Raw genomic sequence first — 18,177 nt, 5'->3', positions numbered from 1 at the left:
CCGCGCGTGGCGCCGGTGCGCGGGGTGTGCGGGGCTCGGGCCCGGGTGTCAGGCAGAGGTGTCAGGCGGTGTCAGCGGCCTCCTGTCAGGGCGCGTGACACCGCGTGTGCCTAGGGGTTTGGGTGTCAGGCGGCCGTGACGGTGTCAGGCGTCAGGCAGCCGTCAGGGCCGCGGGCGTACCGCCGTCGGGGCGGGGGACGATGCGCCACCGGCCGGTCGTGCCGGTCTCCGCCAGACGCCCTTCGAGGTAGGCCTCCTTCAGCCGCTCGGAGACCCACGGGCGCGAAAGCCGGTTCTGGTCGCACCAGTCCAGGAAGTCCTTAGGGCCGACGACCATCTGCCCGGCCGCCTCGAAGTCGTCCAGCGCCTGGGCGAACAGCGCGCGGGCCTCGGCCGGGGACGGCTTGCGGCCCGCCGCCTGGCCGAAGAGCGGGACGTCGTCGCCGTCCTGGACTTGCGGGAGTTCCTGCTCAGGGTCGATGTCCTCGTCCTCGGCATCGACCACTGGGCCGTCCTCGTCGGACACTTCCAGGTCCTCCCCACCACGAGGCGGCGACGGCGACGGCACGGGCGCGCCGCCCGCGTCCTCGGCCGGGCGGCCGGTGTAGGCGGCCCCGGCGACGCCCCTGGCGGCGCCGGCGGTGATGGGGTCGGCGCTGGCGCCGTAGCGCTGCGCCCACAGTGCGAGCAGCTCCATGGTGGCCACCGCGCTGGGGGCGAACTGCCGGGTGCGGCCCGGGGAGGCGTAGCGGTCCTCCGGGACGCCGGGGGTGACCAGGTAGCAGTAGCCGGGCCTGCGGTTGCCCCAGGCGCCGGGGTGGGCGCCCGCGTCGATGACCCGCTCGGGAAGGCTGAAGCTCTCATCACGCTCGTCGCAGCCGAGCGCGATGACCGACGGCAGCGAGGCCCGGGTGGACGTCGACATCTGGTCGTAGGAGGGCCGCTGCAGGGAGACGACCAGGCAGACGCCCGCGGAGCGGGCTTCCTGCGCGATGCCGGTGAACGCATCGTCCCCCAGATCCCGCAGCGTGTTCGCGGACTCCTCGGACCAGGCGACGAGGAACGGCATGCCGGGGCAGCCGCACGCGCGGCCGTCCGATCGGCAGGAGTGCGCGGCGCTCCGCTGCTCCTGCGCGGCTGCGGGCACCCACTGGCGGTAGCCGTGGGCACCGAGCCAGCGCGTACGCGCCGGGATGACGGCCTTGACGGCCTCCATCATGGTCTCGGTGCCGACCCCGCCCTCAACGGCCCAGTCGTAGCCTGGCAGCAGTGGCTGGAAGTCCTGGAAGGACTTGGGGTCCGACAGCCACAGCAGTACGTCGCGGCGGGAGAGGATCTCGGTCTGGAGGTTGAGCGCGGCGTCGCCCTTGCCGGACCCGGAGACGCCCGCGATCAGCACGTGGGTGCTGTTGCGGCCCGCCTCCGGATCGCCGGGCAGCCAGAGCTGCAGCGGGGCGCCGTCGTCGTAGCGGCCGATGACCAGCGGCTCGGCAATCGACCCGCCAAGGTTCGACGGCTCCTCCCACTCCACGGCCTCGGCCAGCATGTCCTCAGGCACGATGACCAGTTCGCCGCGCCGGTTGGAATCCGGGGAGCCCTGGTAGCGGACCGCTGAGGCGGGCAGGTCCAGCGCGGAGGCGAGGTTGCCCAGCGCCCCGGACATGTTGGCGTTGGTCTGCGTGCCCGGATCGAGTGCGACCTGTGCGGTGACGCGGTTGGGCTCCGCCCGGGCCGCGCGGATCTGCGCCCGCGCCAGCCCGATCTTCTCCATCAGCCCGCCGTCCGCTCCGGCCGAGCCGCCCGTGTCGGAGGTGCGCATGAACACCCGCACGTTCCACGACAGCGCGAGCGCCGGACCGCCCATCAGGTACAGGTCGTCGATGGGCCCGGCAGTCGGCCCGGCCAGGCACGCGGCCGTCAGCCACGCCGAGCCGAGCGCCATAGTGATGGCGGAGTGGAGGCGGCGCTGCTTGCTCGCGGCCTTGCCGATCACGTACGCGCCGCCGGACACCGCGACCGAGGTCAGCGTCAGGCCGACGGCGGCAGCCGGGGAAGCGGCCCACCGCTCGTGCCCAAGAAACCCGGCCGCGCCGACCCCGACCATGCCCAGCCACGGCGGCAGAAGCGGCTTGGCCCGGTGCAGGAGGTAGTTGCCGACCCCGCTCGCGCCCGATCCACCCTCGCGGGAGTTCACCAGCTGCGCGAACTGCGCCTGTGCGGTCTCATCGACCGTCGCCCGGCGCCTCACTGCTGTGCCCAGTTCATCGTCGGGGCCTTGGGCTTGCGGGCCCGGTGCCGGACGCGGTTGATCTCCTCCTGGTACTCCTGCTGGAACGCGGAGTAGCAGGCGGCGGCGTTCTTCGCCGCGGCCTTCATGCCGTCGGCGGACTTGCGGAGCTTGCGGGAGACCTTCGCCGCGCGGATCCGCGAGCCGAAGGCGCGGCCCTCGGGGTCGGGCACGGCGGCGAGGGTGCTCTGCAGGATCTCGGCCGCCATCGCGACCTCCATCGCCATCATCACGCCCGCCGCGCGCAGGGTGTTGCAGTAGTTGCGCACCTGCGCCGGGGAGTTGAACTCCGGCGGCGGCAGCAGCGACTGCCCGCCACCCCCGGCGTGACGCCCGCCGCCACGGCTGACGTTGATGTTGATGTTCGGCATGAAGGAGCCGCCCATCGCGCCGACGAACCCGCCAGCGGCGGCCCCGGCGTTCGCGAACTTGTTGCCCTTGGCGCCCGGAGCGGCGCCGTTACGGGTCGGGGTAGCCATCAGGGCTTCTCCTTCGGGGGTGTGCGACGGACTGCGGCCCGCAAGATGTAGGCGGCCAGCAGACCGAGGAACCACAGGACTTCAAGCGGCCCGGCCAGCGGACCCAGGAGGATCGCGAGCGCGGCCCACAGACCCACGACCGCGGCGAGCACGGCGGCGGCCCACTGCCATGTCCGCACCCCGCCGGTCAGGCGGCGGGCGAGCGGCGGGGTGAGCAGCGCGATCAGGGGCAGTACTCCGACCACGGCGACCAGGACGCCCGCCCACGGGGCCAGCGCGTGCAGGATCGCGGTCGCGAGCAGGGACAGTACGGCGAGCCCCGTCGGCAACAGCGCCAGGCGGTGGCGCCATAACAGGCGCCCTGCCGTGCGCAGTGCCTGGCTGGTCAGGGTGGGGCGTTCGGGCACCACGAGCAGGAACGACTGCTGGCGGCGCCCGCGCTGGCGCGGGATACGGACGGTGGTGGCCCCGACGGGCACCTTCACGGTGCGGGCCCGGGGCCGGGTACGACTGGACACAGCAGAACTCCTGGAAGAAAGGCGATGGAGGGTATGGCGCTGATCCGAGGAGCGAGCAGGGGCGCTCAGGCGGCGCCAACGTCGGGCTGCTTCTTGCCGGCTGCGGACACGTGGAACGGCGCGGCATCGAACAGGCCCAGCTCTTGCGCGGCAGCCTCGCGGGCAGCGCGGTTGCGCACACGGCGAGTGCCGTCGTAGCAGTCCGGGCACACGGCCACGAGCTGCTCAGTCGGCAATGACGCAGCGGTGACGAAGTCCCCTTCGACTGCGGGGTTGCGGGGTGCGGCGATCAACCGGACTTCGCTGCGCTTGCTCAGGCGCTGGCCGTGGAAGCGCGCGCAGCGCTGCTGCCGGCCACGGCGGAGAGGATCGTGCTTGCTGCCGCACGCGCCGTGGCACTGGCAGCGCTCCCCCGCAGCCGTCACCACGGCCTGCCACACGGCCGCGGCAGCCAGCGGCGGGCGGGTCATGACGAAGCCGCTCGCGCCGGTCCTGCGGGCTCGGGGATCGCGCGCAGCAGACTGGCATCGGGCAGGGTGCTGGTGCAGCAGGTCTGGTTCGGCTGGTCCATCAGCGTCTCCTTGACCGAAGTGGGATGTCAGTGGCTGGCGATGGCCAGCTCGGGCCGCCCGGCAGCGTCGGGCTCGCGGTGTTCGGCGTAGCGGGCGGAGACCCAGCCCACCGACCAGCCGCACAACTCGGCCGCGTCGCGGACCTTCAGCCCCGCCTCGAAGCCCGCGGCCACGATCCGGCGGGCCTCACCTTCAGGCAGCTTGCCCGGTGCGGGCCCACGCTCCAGCAGCGCATCGCGCTCACGACGCAGACGCGCGGCTTGTTCACGCTGTTCACGCGCTGCCGTCTCCGCGAGCCTGCGGCTCTCAGCTTCGGCCCGCTCGCGAGCCTCGCGTTCACGACGGCGACGGGCTTGTTCATCTTGTTCACGCTCGCGTTCACGGCGTTCACGGATCTCCCGCTCAGCCGCCGCCGCACGCTCCCGCTCCGCACGCTCCTCGCACAGCCGCCGCTCTTCCCGCTCGGCCTGTTCACGGACCAGCACGGCCTCGTGCTCACGCTGTTCACGCGCCAGCAGAGCCGCGTGCTCGCGCTCCTCCCGCGCCTGCGCACGAGCCTGCTCGGCCCGCTCGCGAGCCGCGCGTTCGGCCCGCTCGCGCTCGGCTTCGTGCTCGGCTTTCAGCGCGGCCATGGCTGCGGTGATGGCGCGGCGGTAGGCCAGGCTGGTCTCCGCCGTGACGATCAGCAGCAGCGGAGCGACCGCGTGCACAGCCACCCCGACCAGGTCCTTCTTCAGCGCGGAATCGGCGGTGTTCAGGGCCAGGGTCATCAGGCCGGTCATCCAGCGCAGGGTGATCGGCCACCGGCCGCCGTGCCCACCGAGCCGGGCCAGCACGTCATCGAGGCGAACCACGATGACGACGGCAGCGTCCACCACGAGCGGCAGGATCGGCGCCGTCCACACCCACGCTGCGGGCGTGTGCGCGGCCATCAGCGGCGTGACGGTGAGGATGGAGTAGAGCATCGCCCCGCACACGATCAGCCACGTGCCCACCGACAGCGCGCGCTCCGCTGAACGGATCTGAACCGTGTTCACGCCGCGCCCCCCACCGGTTCCGGTGCGGGCATGAACTCCCGCCGGAACCCCTTCGATCCGGGGTCGTAGGTGAACGACGACAGCCGCCACCGCGAGGCGCACGCAGGCTGTTCACCGGCGGGCACCCACTGCGCGTCCGCCGGGATCCCGTGAGTGGCGGTGTCGGCATAGGCGTCCGCACGAGAGCGGTAGATCATGCACGGCTCGCCGTAATGCCGCAGCAGGTACACCGAACCCTCGGCCTTGCGGGCCTCGGCCAGCTCCGCACGGAGCAACTTGGCTTCCTCGCGGGCCACCTTCTCGTCCCAGCGGGCTGCGAACGCTGCCGTCTCGGCTTGTTCGGCACGCTCCGTCAGTTCCGCCGTGGTGTCCTCCAAGGCGATCTGAAGGAGCAGCGCGGTGTGCCGCATGTCTTCGGTCTTGCGCTCCGCACCCTCGTACCGAGCGGTGGCGGCGAACAGCTCCTTCACGTGCTGGCCCCGCTCCCGCTCGATCGCGACGCGGACCTGCCCGGTCTGCTCCTGAGCCGTCCGGGAGGCGGTCTCCAGCGTCCGCAGGCGGGTCTGGGTGACGAGCCGGATCATGCGGCATCACCCTCTCGGGCTGCGGCGCCCTGGTTGGTGACCTCGCGCCGCGCGGCCAGCACCTTGTTCGCCGCACGGCGCAACCTGCGCTCGTCCAGCGCGCTCGTCGGCCGGTCCAGCAGAGCGATCCGCACGTCCAGCAGCTCGACTTCCGCGCGGATGAGCGGCATCTCCCGCTCGATGGCGTCCAGCTCCGCATCCGACGGGCCCTCGCCCCCCGGATCAGCGGTAACGAGCTTGTGAACAGCAACGATGAGCTTCATGGGTCGTGTTCTCCCTAGCAGTAGGAACGGCCCTAGGCGCCCACCGGAGAGGCAACTCCGGTGGGCGCACGCCGTCGAAGAGGAACAGCCGCCCGGAGAGCGGCGGTGCCCCGGGCCGGATTCGATCCGGCGTCCTCGCGGCAGACTGCCGGGGCCATGTGCGTCAGGGCTGTACGGGCTCGCGCTCCGCGCGCTGCGTCAGCCTCTGCGCGAGCGCGAGGCCGGACGGGGTGAGAACCTCGCAGGCGACCAAGTCGGCCGCATACAGGCTCATAACAGCGTCGGCGCTTGTCGACGTCACCTTGTGATCGGCACGTTGCGCGGCGCGGACGAGGATGCGCTGGTGCAGGTACGGCATCTCAGACATGCGAACTCCCTCGATGGCTCCGGCTCCCCTCAACCCCGCCCGTCCGGCCACCACACAGAGCGGGTGCCGGGTGGGCGAAGGAGGCAACCGGCGCGGCGCGAGTCGCCGCGCGAGGGCGGGGAGTAACCGGACGGCCGTGGTGCTCGCGGCCCTGGGATGAAGCGGCGCCGCTGTGCCGGTCGATCACGGCCGCGCCAAGGGATGTCGTCGGTTCACACCGACCCCCTCAACAAGAGTCGGGACACGGCTTCACCGGTGCTCCGTTGCCACGGAGCACCGGTCCCGAGCCGGAAGAATCGGGGCGTCATCATCACTGCTCTGACGCTCAGCAGGGCGGCGCGCACCAGGTGGCACCCCAGGGGCTGACCTCCAAAAATGAAGGGATGATCCCCAGGGGCGTTCTCCAGAGCCGGTACGCGGGGCAGAACAAGGCGCTCCTGCCACGAAGTGGCCGCCAACGGCCGTCACCCGGGCCGCTGCGGGGACGGGGATTCACACCCCGTCGACTTGTCACGCTGTTCAGTTCTCAAGGAACAGTCACTTTCGACGGGCGCGGTAACCCCTGGTCAGGGGCTCCCGTCTCCACGGGACTCGTCGAAGCGGCGAGTGAGTTACCTAGGTAATTCCTCGCGACGATGAAGTTACCTAGGTCGCTTGAGTGCGTCAACCCCTGCGGCCACGAAAGAAAATGACCTAGGTCAGATACGCTCTAAGGATGGATTGGAAGCCTGAGAAGCCCCCGACCGCCAAGGAGATCGCTGCCAAGTTCCGCAGCGCCATCGCCGATGGCGCGTACCCTCCGGGGCGCCAACTGCCGGGCGCCAAAGGCCTCGCCAAGCAGTTCGGCGTAGCCCTCATGACGGTGCAGAACGCCTACAGACAGCTTGCGGACGATGGGCTGGTGGCAGGCCGTCAAGGCAGCGGAACGTACGTGCTCGACCCCAAGGTGGGCGAACCTACTGCGCAGGAGAGTGCTGCGAGCCTGCGTGATCTCCAACAGCAACTGAGCCATGTCACCTCCCAGCTCTCGGAGCTTCAAGACCGAGTCGGTCGACTGGAAGCCGATCGATCCGGTCGCGCTGTCGAGAACAAGTAGGCAGCATTTCGCGCGAGTTCACAGCGGACAGGGGTTAACACCCCACCGGTGTTACCTGTTAACTCCCCACGTCAGGCGGGACGTTGGCATGATGAAGGTGCACCGCACCGTCGGACGTCGGGGAAGCGATGAAGACCAAGCTGCAGGAAGTGCGCAAGGGTCGGGGATGGTCGCAAGCGGAACTGATCGAGGCCATGGAAGTAGCGGCCACGAGGCTCGATGTCGAGCTGCCGGCGCAGTCCAGCCTCAAGACCCAGGTATCCATGTTCGAGAACGGTCGGCGAGCCCCCGGTCGGGACTACCAGGCCATCTTCTGCGAGGTCTACCAGATGACCCGAGTCGAACTCGGGCTCACCCTGGAGACTGCCCCCTCCCAGCTCGACACCTTGCCCACGTTGCCCAGCCCGCGGTTCTCTTCCCCCACGGCAAGTCCTGAGGTCATCAACTACCTGAAGTCGGTGTTCGTCCAGCACACTCAGGCCGAGCCCCTTGTCGGACCACGGTTCCTGGTGCCCGCCGTACAGAGCCAGGTGCCGCTCATCGAGGAACTGTGCAAGGAAGCATCGGGGCCACTCCGCGACGATGTGGTCCGCGTGGGCGCTCGATACGCCGAATTCCTTGGGTGGCTCCACCAGGACACCGGCGACTCACAGTCGGCCATGCTCTGGACGAACCGTGCTCTGGACTACGCGTCCGAGTTAGGTGACCCTGCCCTGAGCGCGTACGTCTTCCAGCGGCGTAGCAACATCGCTGCCGAAGCGGGCCAGGCGGGCTACGCCGTTGGACTCGCCAATGCCGCTCTCCGGCACGCGGCGGCACTGCCGAACCAGGTCAAAGCTGTCGCATTCCGAGCCCGCGCCAACTCGCACGCACTGCTCGGACAGGCCGGCGAATGTGACCGCGCCCTCGATGAAGCACGGACATTTGCCGACCGCAGCCCCGACCAAGACAGCCTTGCCCCCTACTGCTCTGTTTCGTACATCGACATGGAGGCAGCGAACTGCGCGCTCCAGCTTCGACGCCCAGAAGAAGCAGTGAAGACGCTGGAAGCGAGCCTGACTCGATGGCCCGCTGAGCAACAGCGCGACCGCGGGCTGTGCCTAGCGCGCCTTGCCACCGCGTACGCACAGCTTGGAGACGTCGAAGGTGCGTACAACGCCGCGTCGCAAGCTGCCGCCATCGCCCAGAACACCGGCTCAGCACGCATCCTCGCAGAGCTGGGTAGAGTTCAGGCGCTCCTCACACCATGGCGAAAACTGGTGGAGATTTCGGAGCTGAACCGACTGTTGGGCAGTATGAAGGGGAGCTGACCGGACCAGAGGAGAGCCGTGAACCTGCTTCCCACCATCACCACTGTCGATGTCCAGGAACAGGCACCGCGCGTAGCCGTACTCCCGATCGGGTCGTACGAGCAGCACGGGGGGCATCTGCCGCTCATCACTGACACGGCCATCGCCTGTGTCATCGCTCGCGAACTGGCCGCGGTGCACCCTGTCCTCGCACTGCCACCCATCTCGATCGCGTGCAGCCACGAGCACGGCACCTGGCCGGGCACCGTCAGCATCAGCGCGCGAACCCTGCACTTGGTGATCACGGACGTTGCGGAGTCCTTGGAGGCATCCGGCATCCGGAAGCTGGTCCTCGTCAACGCCCACGGCGGCAACTACGTGCTGTCCAACATCGTCCAAGAGGCGAACCTCACCGAGCCGCGGATGAGCCTCTTCCCGCAGGGGCGGGAATGGGACCGCGCCCGCGAGCAGGCAGGCCTAGCCACTAACGGACACGATGACATGCACGCTGGAGAGATCGAGACCTCGATCCTGCTCCACGCTGAGCCCTCACTCGTCCGCCCTGGGTACGAGACCGCCGATCACGATGGCGGGGAGCGGCCATTCCTGCTCACCCTCGGCATGAAGGCGTACACCGAAACCGGGGTCATCGGCTTCCCTTCATACGCCAGTGCCGAGAAGGGCAAGGCCGTGCTGGCCAGCCTCGTGACTAGCTTCGCGGACCACCTCACGACCCTCGGCGAGGCATAACCGCACCATTCAGTGCGAGGCCAGGTCCGCCTGCGACGTCTCGCCTACTCCCGCACGCCGAACACTGCGTCTGGATAGCAGCGCGCAATGACCTCAGGGACCCTAGGCCCGGTGACGCCGCAGGAGCGAGCACTGCTGAGTCGTGATCACCGCCGCTCTCCATCATCCAAGCGCCTGAGCCGTTCAGTCAGATTCTTTGCAGGTGACCAAACGAATTCGCGCCCGGCGCGCTCCTTAATTAGCAATCCGATACCTTCTAGCCCCATGAGGTCTTGACGCGCCGTCTCGTAGACAATGTCATGACTATTTTTGTGAGACTTGGCAGTAAACCTTGCGTTCGGCGACTTTAGGGCGTGCTCCAAGATTGCGACTTGCCGAGGGTTGAACAGGCTGGGCGCAGATGCGATTGACTTCTGCGTACTCCGCAACTCACTCATCTTTTCCGCCAAATAGACATGCAGTTGCTTGATCGCCCGACGGAGAACCTCGATCTGATAGAGATGGAAGTACGTTAGATCATTCTCATCTTCGGCGTATAGATAGCTGCGCGCATACCTAGACGGAGCCTTCTTGAGGATAGAAGAAATTACAATAAACTCAGTGAGCCAGTAATCCTGATTCAGCATTGACCAATAAAAGAGAGCACGAGCAGTCCTCCCGTTACCGTCTTCAAAGGGATGCTCGTAACCCATCATGAAGTGTAGGGTAATCGCCCGCAGCACCGGCGAAATATACTCTTCATCTGATTCCGCGTTGGCGAATTCACAGAGCTTCTGGATCCGCCCCGGAAGATCTCCCGCATCAGGCGGTTCATGCAAACTCAGCCCGGTATCAGAGAAGACGCCGATTCTGACCTCTTCGGGAGTCTGGAATCTACCAGCTGCTTCAGGGTTAGACAGGGTGCCCTTCGTGACAATTTTATGAATGTAGCAAATGAGTTCCGGCGTCAGTTTCTCATTTCGGATCTCGCCAATGAAGCGCATAGCCTCATAGTTGTTCAGGATCATGCGCTCGTCTCGATCGCGAGGAGATCGACCTGTGCGAATCATCTCCTTCGCAACACTTCTCGTGGTTGCCGCCCCTTCCAATTGACTTGAATTGATCGCCTCTTCGATGAGCGAGTTCACGAGATAACGATCGCGAGTAGCAGGGTTTGTCACCTGCTCACTGATTGCGATCTGACCACTCGTATCCCGGTTGATCTCGTCTACCGCCTTCAAGACAACGTCAGGGAGTGCGAACGTAAAAGGTCGGCCTACCTTATCTGCCAGCGGCAGCTTTCTCTGCATCTGCTGGCGCACAAACTTTACACCCAGCCACCATTCCTCCCTCGTAAGTCCAGCAGGAGGAGTTTTGAACCGGATCTTGTCCCAAGGAAGGTAGGGCGCCGAAGATCCCCTGGGAACTGCCTTGACGATCTCGCTGAATTTTCCGGGATCCGTCTCTGTGACCTTCTTAAAAAGGCTCGCAAAGTCGGGAGGCGGTGGTGGCTTCTTCACGTCTACCTCCAGGGGTGCCGTCCCACCGAGCAAGGATCACTGCTGGGTGCTCCCAGAACTACTAGAACTCCCAGTACTTCTACTAGTGGCTCACACGTTAGTAGATCGTTCGCCGACTGGGCAGCGGTGCTGCGTCCGGGCACCCGCGGTGAGGTACCCCTGACCTGGCCGGAAGGGGGTGCTGTGCTCGACGCAACAGTCCTGGCCCGTCGGCCGTGTCGAGACCCGGCGCCCGTGGAACTACTAGAACTCCCAGCGCTTCTACTAGTGGCTAGAAAATTAGTAGATCGTCCCCGGCGCCAGTGAGGATCCTCCACGCCGACACAGGCCGATGGTGGAGTGCAGACGACGTATGGGAGATGCCAGGTGTGACGGCCTCCCAGCACGCTCGCCTTGCGAGCCTGCCCTTGTAGGTACTCGGCAGAGGGGGGCGCCCCGGCGCCTTCATCGGCTCAGACCTCCGGTGCCCCCACGACGGTGTTCGAACCACCGTGGTGCGTCTTCAGGGGTTATGGGGTGGGAGGAGTGTTTGCAGGTATGCCTGTGTGGTGTGGTCAGTGGAGTAGAAGCGAGTCCCGCGGGTGCCTCTGGTTGCGAGGACGCGGTAGGTGTTGAGTGCGTACCGTAGGTATCGGTGCGGGGGCAGGCCTCTGAGGGCGGGGTCGTGGCTGGCCTCAGGGCGGGCCTGCCAACGGCCGTCGTGTCGCACGAGGTCGTTGCCGATGATGACGACGTTGTAGGCATACTCCATGCCCTGGGCCGTGTAGACACAGCCCACTTGGCCATGGCCGCCGTTGTCAGTCGCCCAGAAGGGGCGGGCGGGCACGTCGGGGCTGTCGGCCTCGTTGGCGGACGAGTTCCACGGCCGGGCCCAGGTCTTTTCACTGCCGGCCTCTTCCCAGTGCAGGACGACTTCCGGCAGGAGGGGCGGTGTGGGCGGGGAGTCCCAGGGCCAGCAGAAGCCGGCAGTGATGCGTGCGGGCAGGCCTGCGCTGACGTGTGATTGGACCCAGTGACTGAACTGGTCGGGGTCGCTGGCCAGGGCGAGGTCGTAGTCGGTGCCGTCCCAGGCTGGCGCGAGCCCTTCGGGCTGCAGGAGCTGGTCGACCCATCGGAGGTAGGCCTGGGAGCCGTTACACCGGAACTGGGTGGTCAGGTCGAAGTGCCGGAAGGCGTAGCCCATGTCCTTTGCGTGGTGGGCGAGTTCGTCGCGTGTGATGCCTTCGGTCGGGCGCACGATCTGGCGTTCGTCGAGGAACAGGACGGTGACCGAGGCCCTCTCGATCAGTTTGCCCAGGGTGAGCGGGAAGCGGTTGCGTGCTGGGTTGGGGTAGGTGCGGGCCCGGTGGGCCTCGTCGATGAGGACCACGCTGTGGGACGTCACCCCGGTGGGGATCTTGTCGAGGAAGGTGGTGATGAGGCCGCGGGAGACGTCTCCGACGGTGCGCTTGAGCTGCCGGGTCAGTGTGCCGGAGGGGCAGAGCAGCCGTGGGTTGGCGTCCGGGCGGCCGCACAGGTCGCCCATGAGGCGGCCGGCGATGACGGTCTTGCCGGTCCCCGGGCCGCCGGTCACGGCGATGATGGTCTTCGTGCCCTGCTCCTGGGCTGCCGTGACGGCGTGCCAGACCTCCTGGCGCGCGAGGTCCTGCTCGCCGATCAGCGTGAGCGCGGCATTGCCTTCGATGGCCCCGCCCATCTGGGCCAGCAGTCCGGGATTGGGCCTGTGCTCCGCCGTCAGCAGTTCCTCGAGCCTGTCCGAAGAGGCCGGCCGAAGGTCCGCACAGGAGAGTCTCTCCGCGAGCGCGGCGGCGGACGGTACGGCGGTCAGGTCATCGCGGCCCAGGATCGGGAAGGCTCTGGACGGGCCGGGCTCGGCCAGTTCCCGCAGGCGCGAGACGAAGGGCGCGGCGGCATCGTGGAGCACGGCGACGCCCCGGACGAGCAGGGGGATGTCCTCGCGGGAGACCCAGCCGCTCAGGTAGCGCACATAGCCGCCAACCTGGCGCGCTGGGTGCAGGACGGTTCGCTCGCCAGCCCGGAGCATCCCCGGGCGGTCCGGACTGCTGTCGGCGTGGGTCCACTGCTTCAGCTCGATCACGACCAGGCACGGACGACCGTCCGGAGCCGCCCCGACGAGCAGGGCGTCGATGCGTTCTCCCGTCGCGGGCAGTGAGTACTCCAGCAGCACATGGAGCTCCCTCAGCTCGGCGCTGACCAGGATGTCCATGAGAGCGGGCCAGCTGGAGCGCCAGCTCCTGACTTCTTCCGGCTTGGGCCGCGCCCCGAATCTGCTCGCGAAGCGGTGTTCAGCAGCGGCGATGAAGTCCGGCTGCCGCACCATCCGCGCGGTCTCCTCGACCGACCCCCCATACAGATGCATGGTTTGACCTATATCAGCAGCCACCGACAGGCGCGCCGCGCACCCCAGCGGTCGCGGAAGGCACTGCCAGCGCCGTCTGAAAGGCTGGGGCCATGACGATCCATGCACTCCAGCAGTCCCTGGCCGACTTCGCCGCGGAGCGTGACTGGGAGCAGTTCCACACGCCCAAGAACCTGGCCATGGCGCTGGCCGGCGAGAGCGGCGAACTCCTGGAGATCTTCCAGTGGTTGACGCCTGAGGAGTCCACCGCGGTGATGGGCGATCCGGCGCGGGCCGCGCGGGTGCGCGAGGAGATGGCGGACGTTTTCGCCTACCTGCTGCGGATGGCCGACGTGCTTGACCTGGACCTGGAGCAGGCACTGGCTGACAAGATCGAGGTCAACCGCGGCAAGTACCCGGCGCACCTGGCCCGCGGCCGCGCGGACAAGTACACACAGCTGGGGGGATGAGACAACTCATGCGCATCGTGATGCAGCCGGCCCGACGGTCGGAGAAGGTCGTCAACAAGCACTACGAAGACACGATCGCCACGCCGGTCGTCTTCGACGAGCACGCCGATCTCCTCAAACCCCAGGTCATGAGCCAGCTCCAGGAACTCTTCCCCGACGGGGCCGCACAGATGTGGGGAGTTGTCCCGGGCAAGAAGAATGTCAACGTCTCCCGCATCGAGAAGATGAGCCCCGGCGACTGGGTGTTCTTCACCGGCGACAACAAGGTCTACTTCGGCGGCACCATCGCCCTGATGTGGCACAACCGCCCCCTGGCCGAGCGCCTATGGGACACCGACGCCAACGGCAGCACCTGGGAGTACATGTACGCCCTGTCGGGAACGCGCGGCTTCGACATCCCCATCAGCGAAGTCCGCCAACTCCTGGGCTGGAAGCCGACCCGCAACATCATGGGCATCTCCGTGCTCAACGACACCGACAGCGACGCCCTCCAGACCCTCCTGACACTCGACGCGGCACCCGCGGCGACCACTCCCCTCGACCCGCAGCAGGAACAAGCTGCGGTCGACGCCTTCGACGGCGAACTGGAACGCACAGCCCAGCGCGCCCATCGCGGCGAGCAGGCCGCCCTCAAACGCCGCCTCCTGCCCGGCAGCACCGGCCAATGCGCCCTGTGCGGCCGCACCCTGCCCGGCACCTTCCTCATCGGCGCCCACATCAAAAAGCGCGCATTCTGCACCGACACCGAAAAGCGCGACCTGGCCAACATCGCGATGCTCGCCTGTACCTTCGGCTGCGACGCTCTGTACGAACACGGCTACGTCACCGTCGCACCCAACGGAACCATCAGCGTGAGCCCGCTCGCGGCGGACATCCCCGAAGTCTCCGCATACATCCAGGAGAAGTTGTCCAGCCGGACCGTCACCTGGTGGAACAACAGCCGAGAGCCCTACTACCAGTGGCACCGCACCCACACATTCAAGGACAGCCCCCCGGCATAACCAGCGCCAGACGGATCATGCATCGCGCGTTTATCCAAAGGACGAGGCTCTAGTAGTCGAGAGATTCCGCAGCCTCGTAGACGTCCGGCACCGCCCCCATCGCCGCCCTGCCCACGTAGTAGCGGAATGCGCTGGGGTACCTCGCACCCCGCTCCCGGTACATCAGAACCCGCCCCATGAGGGCGCTGACTTGCCACTCATCACCCAGAGCGGTGGCGAGTAGTCGGAAGGCCTGATCCGCAGACAGGGAGCCGGCGGGGACGGTGAGTAGGGCCTCGTCAACGGCAGCAGCTCGGTGATCGTATCGGAACACGTAGGGCAGTTCAGTCTTGAGAAGCGTGGCAAGTTCAGACGTCGTGAGTTGAAGGGCAGGACCGTCAGTCCGCAAGGTCCAAGTCAGGTCAATTGGATGGAGCACATCGAAGTGTTGGCTGTTGAGCCGGGCAGAGTCCCGCATCCGACCGGCGTCGTGGTTCCCGAAGCCGTTGTTATTCCAGGACGGTGCTACCCCTTGATCATGCAGTCGCCGGAACACAACAGCTTCCGGAGCAACGTAGCTAAGGTCGTCGTCGATTTTCAGGTAACTAAATTTGACGTTTCGTGAGTTGACGTAGTGACGTCCGTCGATTTTCCGCAGAAGTCTCTTGAGTCGGGAGGCGATGGAGCGGTCGCCTTTGCCAACGTAGACGATCTTCCTTGCTTCACCGTCGAGTTCCTCGTGGAGGAGGAAGACACCGGGCCAGTCATCGAGCTTCTCGATGCTCGGGAGCGCGAGGTCGTACCGCGGCTGTGCCGCGAGAATCTTGAGGAAGAGGTCTGTGTGATCCCTGGTAATCAGCCGGAAACCGGCGCCACCGGCGTACGCGACGTTGCGGCTGAAGGCGTACGAATCGGCGGTATCCGTCCCACGCTGGTTGGGCTCTGGAAGGCCGGACGCTTTGAGCTTGCGCTTGAGCGTCGGATAGATATCACTTAGCGCGAGCGTCGGAGGAGCGTCAGCTATGCCTTCTCTGACGACGTCACGCAGTGCCGCAGTGAAGGACGTGCAAGCCGCCTTCTGTTCCTCTGGTGGCGGCACGTGGGCGATCTGATCCGCCGCTGTAAGTGTGTAGACACCACGGACATCAGCGGCATCAGCAAAGTGGCTCTCGTCTGTGCCAGCGAGTCCCTGAATGGCCCGACCCGAATAGCAGCAGTCGAGGACCATTAGCTTCACTTGGGCGGGCGAGTCGAGCAGGGCGTTACGGACCTTGGCATACTCCAGACCGGTCAGGTCAGGGTAGCGGAGTTGAGTCTCCCCAGTGGCTAGGCAGAGCTCACCAGTCTTGGTGGCCATCCCGTGGCCGACGAAGTACACGAGCAGGGTGCCTGTTGTCTTTTCAGCCAGACGGTATAGCTGCAGCGCAAGGTCGCTAGCTGGCGTGGGGTTTTCCAGTACGAGCACGCTCTCCTCGGACCACCCGCACAGGTCGGGGTCGGTGAGGAGTTGGCGCATGGCCTCAAGACTGTTGAGCGCCGCAGGCACGTCGGGAAGAGAGGGATCGCGGTACTGGGAGACGCCGATGAGTACGGCGATGTCGTCAGACGCCATCGACGTCATCAGCAAAGAAGCGCCTGATGAGGGCATCAGCCTCTCCGGCGTCTCCGGTCTCAATTTCCAGGGAGCGATCGGCCCGGGTGATGGTGATCCGCAACTTCGTTGGAGTACGGCGGCTCTGCAGCCAGGTGGCAAGGGAGCCGGCGAGGACAGATGCGATCCCACCGGAGCCAAGAGCGATGGTGAGAAGCCCAAGAGCACCGCCCAACTCGCCTTCGGCGGGAGGAGCGGGTACGACTCGTACACGCCCTTGGAGGCCACGTTCGTGTCGAAGCCACTCGACCAACGCCACCTGGTCGTCGAGAGCATCAGTCGAGTCGATCACGATTTGAGCGTCCGTCGTCTCGACGTCCCCAGTGCCGTTCATCAAGTGGCTCACCCTCACCTGCACCTCGCGCCGGAGGCTTCCGGACTAGTACTAGCGATCACATTACGTGAGTGCGTCCTGGCTTCGGCCAGAATCAAACGAAGCAGAGGCGATGCCAAGGACCGCCTCAACCAGATCGCGCGCCCGACTGCTACTCGTCTTCACCAGTGCCTTGGAACCGCCAGGCATACCGTTCAAGGGCCTTCGCCGTGTTCTGAAGACGGCTGACAAGCTGCTCAGCCTCTTGGCGTTCTCCAACTGCGTATCAGGCAGTGTGGACCTCTCCCTGTCGTGCGGTACCCCCGGTTCTGGAGGCTGGCTGGTCATGAACGTGCATCGCGGCCAGGCGTTCAGGCCGAGACCAAGCTGCACGTGCGCTTTGGCTTGACGGGGCGAGTTCGACCGGAAGCCTTCCAAGCGGGCGCTGCCGATCAACCACAGCAACCGACAGCGGAAGGGATGCCTCCGGTGAATGCGCGGTCACGACCGCCGTGACAGACTGCCGGGTTCCATATCCCCGCAGCTCAGGCGGTCACCGAACACGGATGGATCGGCTCTCTTCTAAGCACTTGGCCGCAGGTTCGAGTCCTGCCGGGGGCGCTCATCTGCGTCATGGTTCGGCCCTCCCACCGGGAGGGCCTTTTCGCTGGTCAGGGGTTCTGGCTCCGCATCCGCCCCAAAGCCACCCACTGCACCGCGGCGAATCCCGCCACCACCAACCCCTGCAGGACGATCCACACCGTCCCCACCGTCGTCATGGACAGCGCGTCCGTGGCGGCGAGGGTGAAGCTGAGGGCGGCCCAGAGGAGGTTCGCGGTGATGATGGAGGTGAGGGCGGGGCGGGCTATTCGGGGGCGGGTTGCCGTGAATTGGACCGCTGCCGCGTAGAGGAGGAGGAAGGCGCCCACGGGGTAGAGGAGTGCCGCTTCGAGTCCTAGGAAGGAGTCGAGGATCTGGGCCAGGGCCAGGTAGGCGAGGCCGTTGGGGCCGGTGACGGCTGCGTCGAGTTTGAGGGTCAGGCGGGCCAGAGAGTCCTCGTGTCGCGGCTTCGTCGCGTCGGTCGTCGTGACGGGTCCGGAGTAGTTCGCCGATGCCATCTTTTGGTTCCTCCCGCTCGTCTCCTCGCCCTGTTCCGGGCGACTCCAGACTCGTTCGGCGGGGGAAGTGCGGCAATTACCTGTGAGGTAAGGGGAGAGGAGGCAGGGGGCCAGCTCCGTCACGGGTGGTTCTGTGTCGTCGATGCCTCCTCCTCCAGGCGTCGCTTCGCCTCCGCCCAATCGATCGGCAGCTCCCCCGCCGGCACCTCCCAGAACGTGAACACCGAGTCCCGTGTCGCCCGGCGCAGGCCCGTCATGATGCTCTTGTGGGGTTCCGCGCGGGCGTACGCGTACAGGGCGGTGCGGTCCTGCCAGGCGGAGAGGGTGTAGAAGACGCCCTTGGTGAGCTGGGCCTCCAGGGAGGCGCCCAGGGCGCCGGGGGCGGTGCGGACCTGTTTCCAGGCCTTGTACGACTGCCAGAAGAAGAGCGGGACGTGCTTGCGGGACTTCGTCTCCAGGCGGGAGGCCATGACGAACGCCGTGGTGTCGGGGGCCGCCTCGTGCGGGGTCACCCAGGGAATGATCGGCACGGTATCCTCGATCCC

At 66.8% G+C, this 18,177-nt stretch carries 19 protein-coding genes; 5 read left to right on the top strand and 14 right to left on the bottom strand.

Annotated elements, in window-relative coordinates; genetic code table 11:
- Positions 1 to 151: 151 nt before the first annotated feature.
- From traB to ACZ6AA_RS17845, 8 genes are all read right to left on the bottom strand, one after another.
- Complete coding sequence (traB, locus tag ACZ6AA_RS17880) at positions 152 to 2,194, bottom strand: plasmid transfer protein TraB (RefSeq protein ID WP_471458976.1); 2,043 nt, start codon at positions 2,192 to 2,194, stop codon at positions 152 to 154.
- A 50-nt stretch (positions 2,195 to 2,244) separates the two neighbouring features.
- Entirely contained in the window at positions 2,245 to 2,766 is a 522-nt protein-coding gene (gene traA, locus ACZ6AA_RS17875) for a plasmid transfer protein TraA (RefSeq protein WP_471458814.1), read from the bottom strand.
- Positions 2,766 to 3,284 (bottom strand): hypothetical protein, encoded by a 519-nt coding sequence (locus ACZ6AA_RS17870; RefSeq protein ID WP_471458813.1) that lies wholly within the window; start codon positions 3,282 to 3,284, stop codon positions 2,766 to 2,768. Before ACZ6AA_RS17870 ends, traA begins: the two co-directional genes overlap by 1 nt.
- Positions 3,285 to 3,349: 65 nt before the next feature.
- Positions 3,350 to 3,754 (bottom strand): hypothetical protein, encoded by a 405-nt coding sequence (locus ACZ6AA_RS17865; RefSeq protein ID WP_471458811.1) that lies wholly within the window; start codon positions 3,752 to 3,754, stop codon positions 3,350 to 3,352.
- A gap of 128 nt (positions 3,755 to 3,882) precedes the next feature.
- Positions 3,883 to 4,893: a DUF2637 domain-containing protein gene (locus ACZ6AA_RS17860; RefSeq protein WP_471458809.1), complete on the bottom strand. Its 1,011-nt coding sequence runs from the start codon at positions 4,891 to 4,893 to the stop codon at positions 3,883 to 3,885.
- Entirely contained in the window at positions 4,890 to 5,477 is a 588-nt protein-coding gene (locus ACZ6AA_RS17855) for a hypothetical protein (protein ID WP_471458807.1), read from the bottom strand. Before ACZ6AA_RS17855 ends, ACZ6AA_RS17860 begins: the two co-directional genes overlap by 4 nt.
- On the bottom strand, positions 5,474 to 5,740 hold the full coding sequence (locus ACZ6AA_RS17850; RefSeq protein ID WP_471458805.1) for a DUF6284 family protein: 267 nt from the start codon (positions 5,738 to 5,740) through the stop codon (positions 5,474 to 5,476). The genes ACZ6AA_RS17855 and ACZ6AA_RS17850 overlap by 4 nt, the downstream gene beginning before the upstream one ends.
- Before the next feature lie 163 nt (positions 5,741 to 5,903).
- Positions 5,904 to 6,107, bottom strand: coding sequence for a hypothetical protein (locus ACZ6AA_RS17845; RefSeq protein ID WP_471458803.1), 204 nt, complete (start codon positions 6,105 to 6,107; stop codon positions 5,904 to 5,906).
- A 715-nt stretch (positions 6,108 to 6,822) separates the two neighbouring features.
- Here ACZ6AA_RS17845 and ACZ6AA_RS17840 point away from each other — a divergent pair.
- The 3 genes from ACZ6AA_RS17840 (at position 6,823) to ACZ6AA_RS17830 (ending at position 9,242) form a co-directional block, all read left to right on the top strand.
- A complete protein-coding gene (locus ACZ6AA_RS17840; RefSeq protein WP_471458801.1) occupies positions 6,823 to 7,203 on the top strand; it encodes a GntR family transcriptional regulator in 381 nt (126 codons plus the stop codon).
- A gap of 128 nt (positions 7,204 to 7,331) precedes the next feature.
- Positions 7,332 to 8,513: a hypothetical protein gene (locus ACZ6AA_RS17835; RefSeq protein ID WP_471458799.1), complete on the top strand. Its 1,182-nt coding sequence runs from the start codon at positions 7,332 to 7,334 to the stop codon at positions 8,511 to 8,513.
- An 18-nt stretch (positions 8,514 to 8,531) separates the two neighbouring features.
- On the top strand, positions 8,532 to 9,242 hold the full coding sequence (locus ACZ6AA_RS17830) for a creatininase family protein (RefSeq protein ID WP_471458798.1): 711 nt from the start codon (positions 8,532 to 8,534) through the stop codon (positions 9,240 to 9,242).
- Positions 9,243 to 9,388: 146 nt separating this feature from the next.
- Here ACZ6AA_RS17830 and ACZ6AA_RS17825 read toward each other — a convergent pair whose 3' ends face one another.
- Together ACZ6AA_RS17825 and ACZ6AA_RS17820 are read right to left on the bottom strand one after the other, a co-directional pair.
- Positions 9,389 to 10,741: a Fic family protein gene (locus tag ACZ6AA_RS17825; RefSeq protein WP_471458796.1), complete on the bottom strand. Its 1,353-nt coding sequence runs from the start codon at positions 10,739 to 10,741 to the stop codon at positions 9,389 to 9,391.
- Positions 10,742 to 11,243: 502 nt separating this feature from the next.
- A complete protein-coding gene (locus ACZ6AA_RS17820; protein ID WP_471458795.1) occupies positions 11,244 to 13,082 on the bottom strand; it encodes a DNA/RNA helicase domain-containing protein in 1,839 nt (612 codons plus the stop codon).
- Positions 13,083 to 13,213: 131 nt separating this feature from the next.
- Here ACZ6AA_RS17820 and ACZ6AA_RS17815 point away from each other — a divergent pair, with 131 nt between their 5' ends.
- Positions 13,214 to 13,570 carry a nucleotide pyrophosphohydrolase gene (locus ACZ6AA_RS17815; RefSeq protein WP_471458793.1) on the top strand — a complete coding sequence of 119 codons (357 nt, stop codon included), beginning with the start codon at positions 13,214 to 13,216 and terminating at the stop codon, positions 13,568 to 13,570.
- 8 nt (positions 13,571 to 13,578) lie between these two features.
- Positions 13,579 to 14,571: a hypothetical protein gene (locus ACZ6AA_RS17810; protein WP_471458791.1), complete on the top strand. Its 993-nt coding sequence runs from the start codon at positions 13,579 to 13,581 to the stop codon at positions 14,569 to 14,571.
- Positions 14,572 to 14,620: 49 nt separating this feature from the next.
- Here ACZ6AA_RS17810 and ACZ6AA_RS17805 read toward each other — a convergent pair whose 3' ends face one another.
- The 4 genes from ACZ6AA_RS17805 to ACZ6AA_RS17790 all read right to left on the bottom strand — a co-directional run bounded on the left by ACZ6AA_RS17805 (position 14,621) and on the right by ACZ6AA_RS17790 (position 18,162).
- Complete coding sequence (locus ACZ6AA_RS17805) at positions 14,621 to 16,162, bottom strand: caspase, EACC1-associated type (RefSeq protein WP_471458789.1); 1,542 nt, start codon at positions 16,160 to 16,162, stop codon at positions 14,621 to 14,623.
- Positions 16,152 to 16,493, bottom strand: coding sequence for an effector-associated constant component EACC1 (locus ACZ6AA_RS17800; RefSeq protein WP_471458787.1), 342 nt, complete (start codon positions 16,491 to 16,493; stop codon positions 16,152 to 16,154). Before ACZ6AA_RS17800 ends, ACZ6AA_RS17805 begins: the two co-directional genes overlap by 11 nt.
- 692 nt (positions 16,494 to 17,185) lie before the next feature.
- Positions 17,186 to 17,632 (bottom strand): hypothetical protein, encoded by a 447-nt coding sequence (locus tag ACZ6AA_RS17795; RefSeq protein WP_471458785.1) that lies wholly within the window; start codon positions 17,630 to 17,632, stop codon positions 17,186 to 17,188.
- Between the two features lie 119 nt (positions 17,633 to 17,751).
- Positions 17,752 to 18,162, bottom strand: a complete 411-nt coding sequence (locus ACZ6AA_RS17790; RefSeq protein ID WP_468480782.1) for a DUF3291 domain-containing protein — start codon at positions 18,160 to 18,162, stop codon at positions 17,752 to 17,754.
- Positions 18,163 to 18,177: the final 15 nt, after the last annotated feature.

The organism is Streptomyces sp. NPDC040610, from assembly GCF_055594065.1.
The sequence above is the reverse complement of the archived record's forward strand: the minus strand, read 5'-3'. Positions and strand labels throughout refer to the sequence as shown.

What these genes read in the sequence shown, in the direction of transcription:
- ACZ6AA_RS17815 (WP_471458793.1), top strand. Translation starts at nt 13,214, where the DNA reads ATGACGATCCATGCACTCCAGCAGTCCCTGGCCGACTTCGCCGCGGAG.
- ACZ6AA_RS17855 (WP_471458807.1), bottom strand. Translation starts at nt 5,477, where the DNA reads ATGATCCGGCTCGTCACCCAGACCCGCCTGCGGACGCTGGAGACCGCC.
- ACZ6AA_RS17835 (WP_471458799.1), top strand. Translation starts at nt 7,332, where the DNA reads ATGAAGACCAAGCTGCAGGAAGTGCGCAAGGGTCGGGGATGGTCGCAA.
- ACZ6AA_RS17850 (WP_471458805.1), bottom strand. Translation starts at nt 5,740, where the DNA reads ATGAAGCTCATCGTTGCTGTTCACAAGCTCGTTACCGCTGATCCGGGG.
- ACZ6AA_RS17840 (WP_471458801.1), top strand. Translation starts at nt 6,823, where the DNA reads ATGGATTGGAAGCCTGAGAAGCCCCCGACCGCCAAGGAGATCGCTGCC.
- ACZ6AA_RS17845 (WP_471458803.1), bottom strand. Translation starts at nt 6,107, where the DNA reads ATGTCTGAGATGCCGTACCTGCACCAGCGCATCCTCGTCCGCGCCGCG.
- ACZ6AA_RS17805 (WP_471458789.1), bottom strand. Translation starts at nt 16,162, where the DNA reads ATGGCGTCTGACGACATCGCCGTACTCATCGGCGTCTCCCAGTACCGC.
- traA (WP_471458814.1), bottom strand. Translation starts at nt 2,766, where the DNA reads ATGGCTACCCCGACCCGTAACGGCGCCGCTCCGGGCGCCAAGGGCAAC.
- ACZ6AA_RS17820 (WP_471458795.1), bottom strand. Translation starts at nt 13,082, where the DNA reads ATGGTGCGGCAGCCGGACTTCATCGCCGCTGCTGAACACCGCTTCGCG.
- ACZ6AA_RS17865 (WP_471458811.1), bottom strand. Translation starts at nt 3,754, where the DNA reads ATGACCCGCCCGCCGCTGGCTGCCGCGGCCGTGTGGCAGGCCGTGGTG.
- ACZ6AA_RS17795 (WP_471458785.1), bottom strand. Translation starts at nt 17,632, where the DNA reads ATGGCATCGGCGAACTACTCCGGACCCGTCACGACGACCGACGCGACG.
- ACZ6AA_RS17810 (WP_471458791.1), top strand. Translation starts at nt 13,579, where the DNA reads ATGCGCATCGTGATGCAGCCGGCCCGACGGTCGGAGAAGGTCGTCAAC.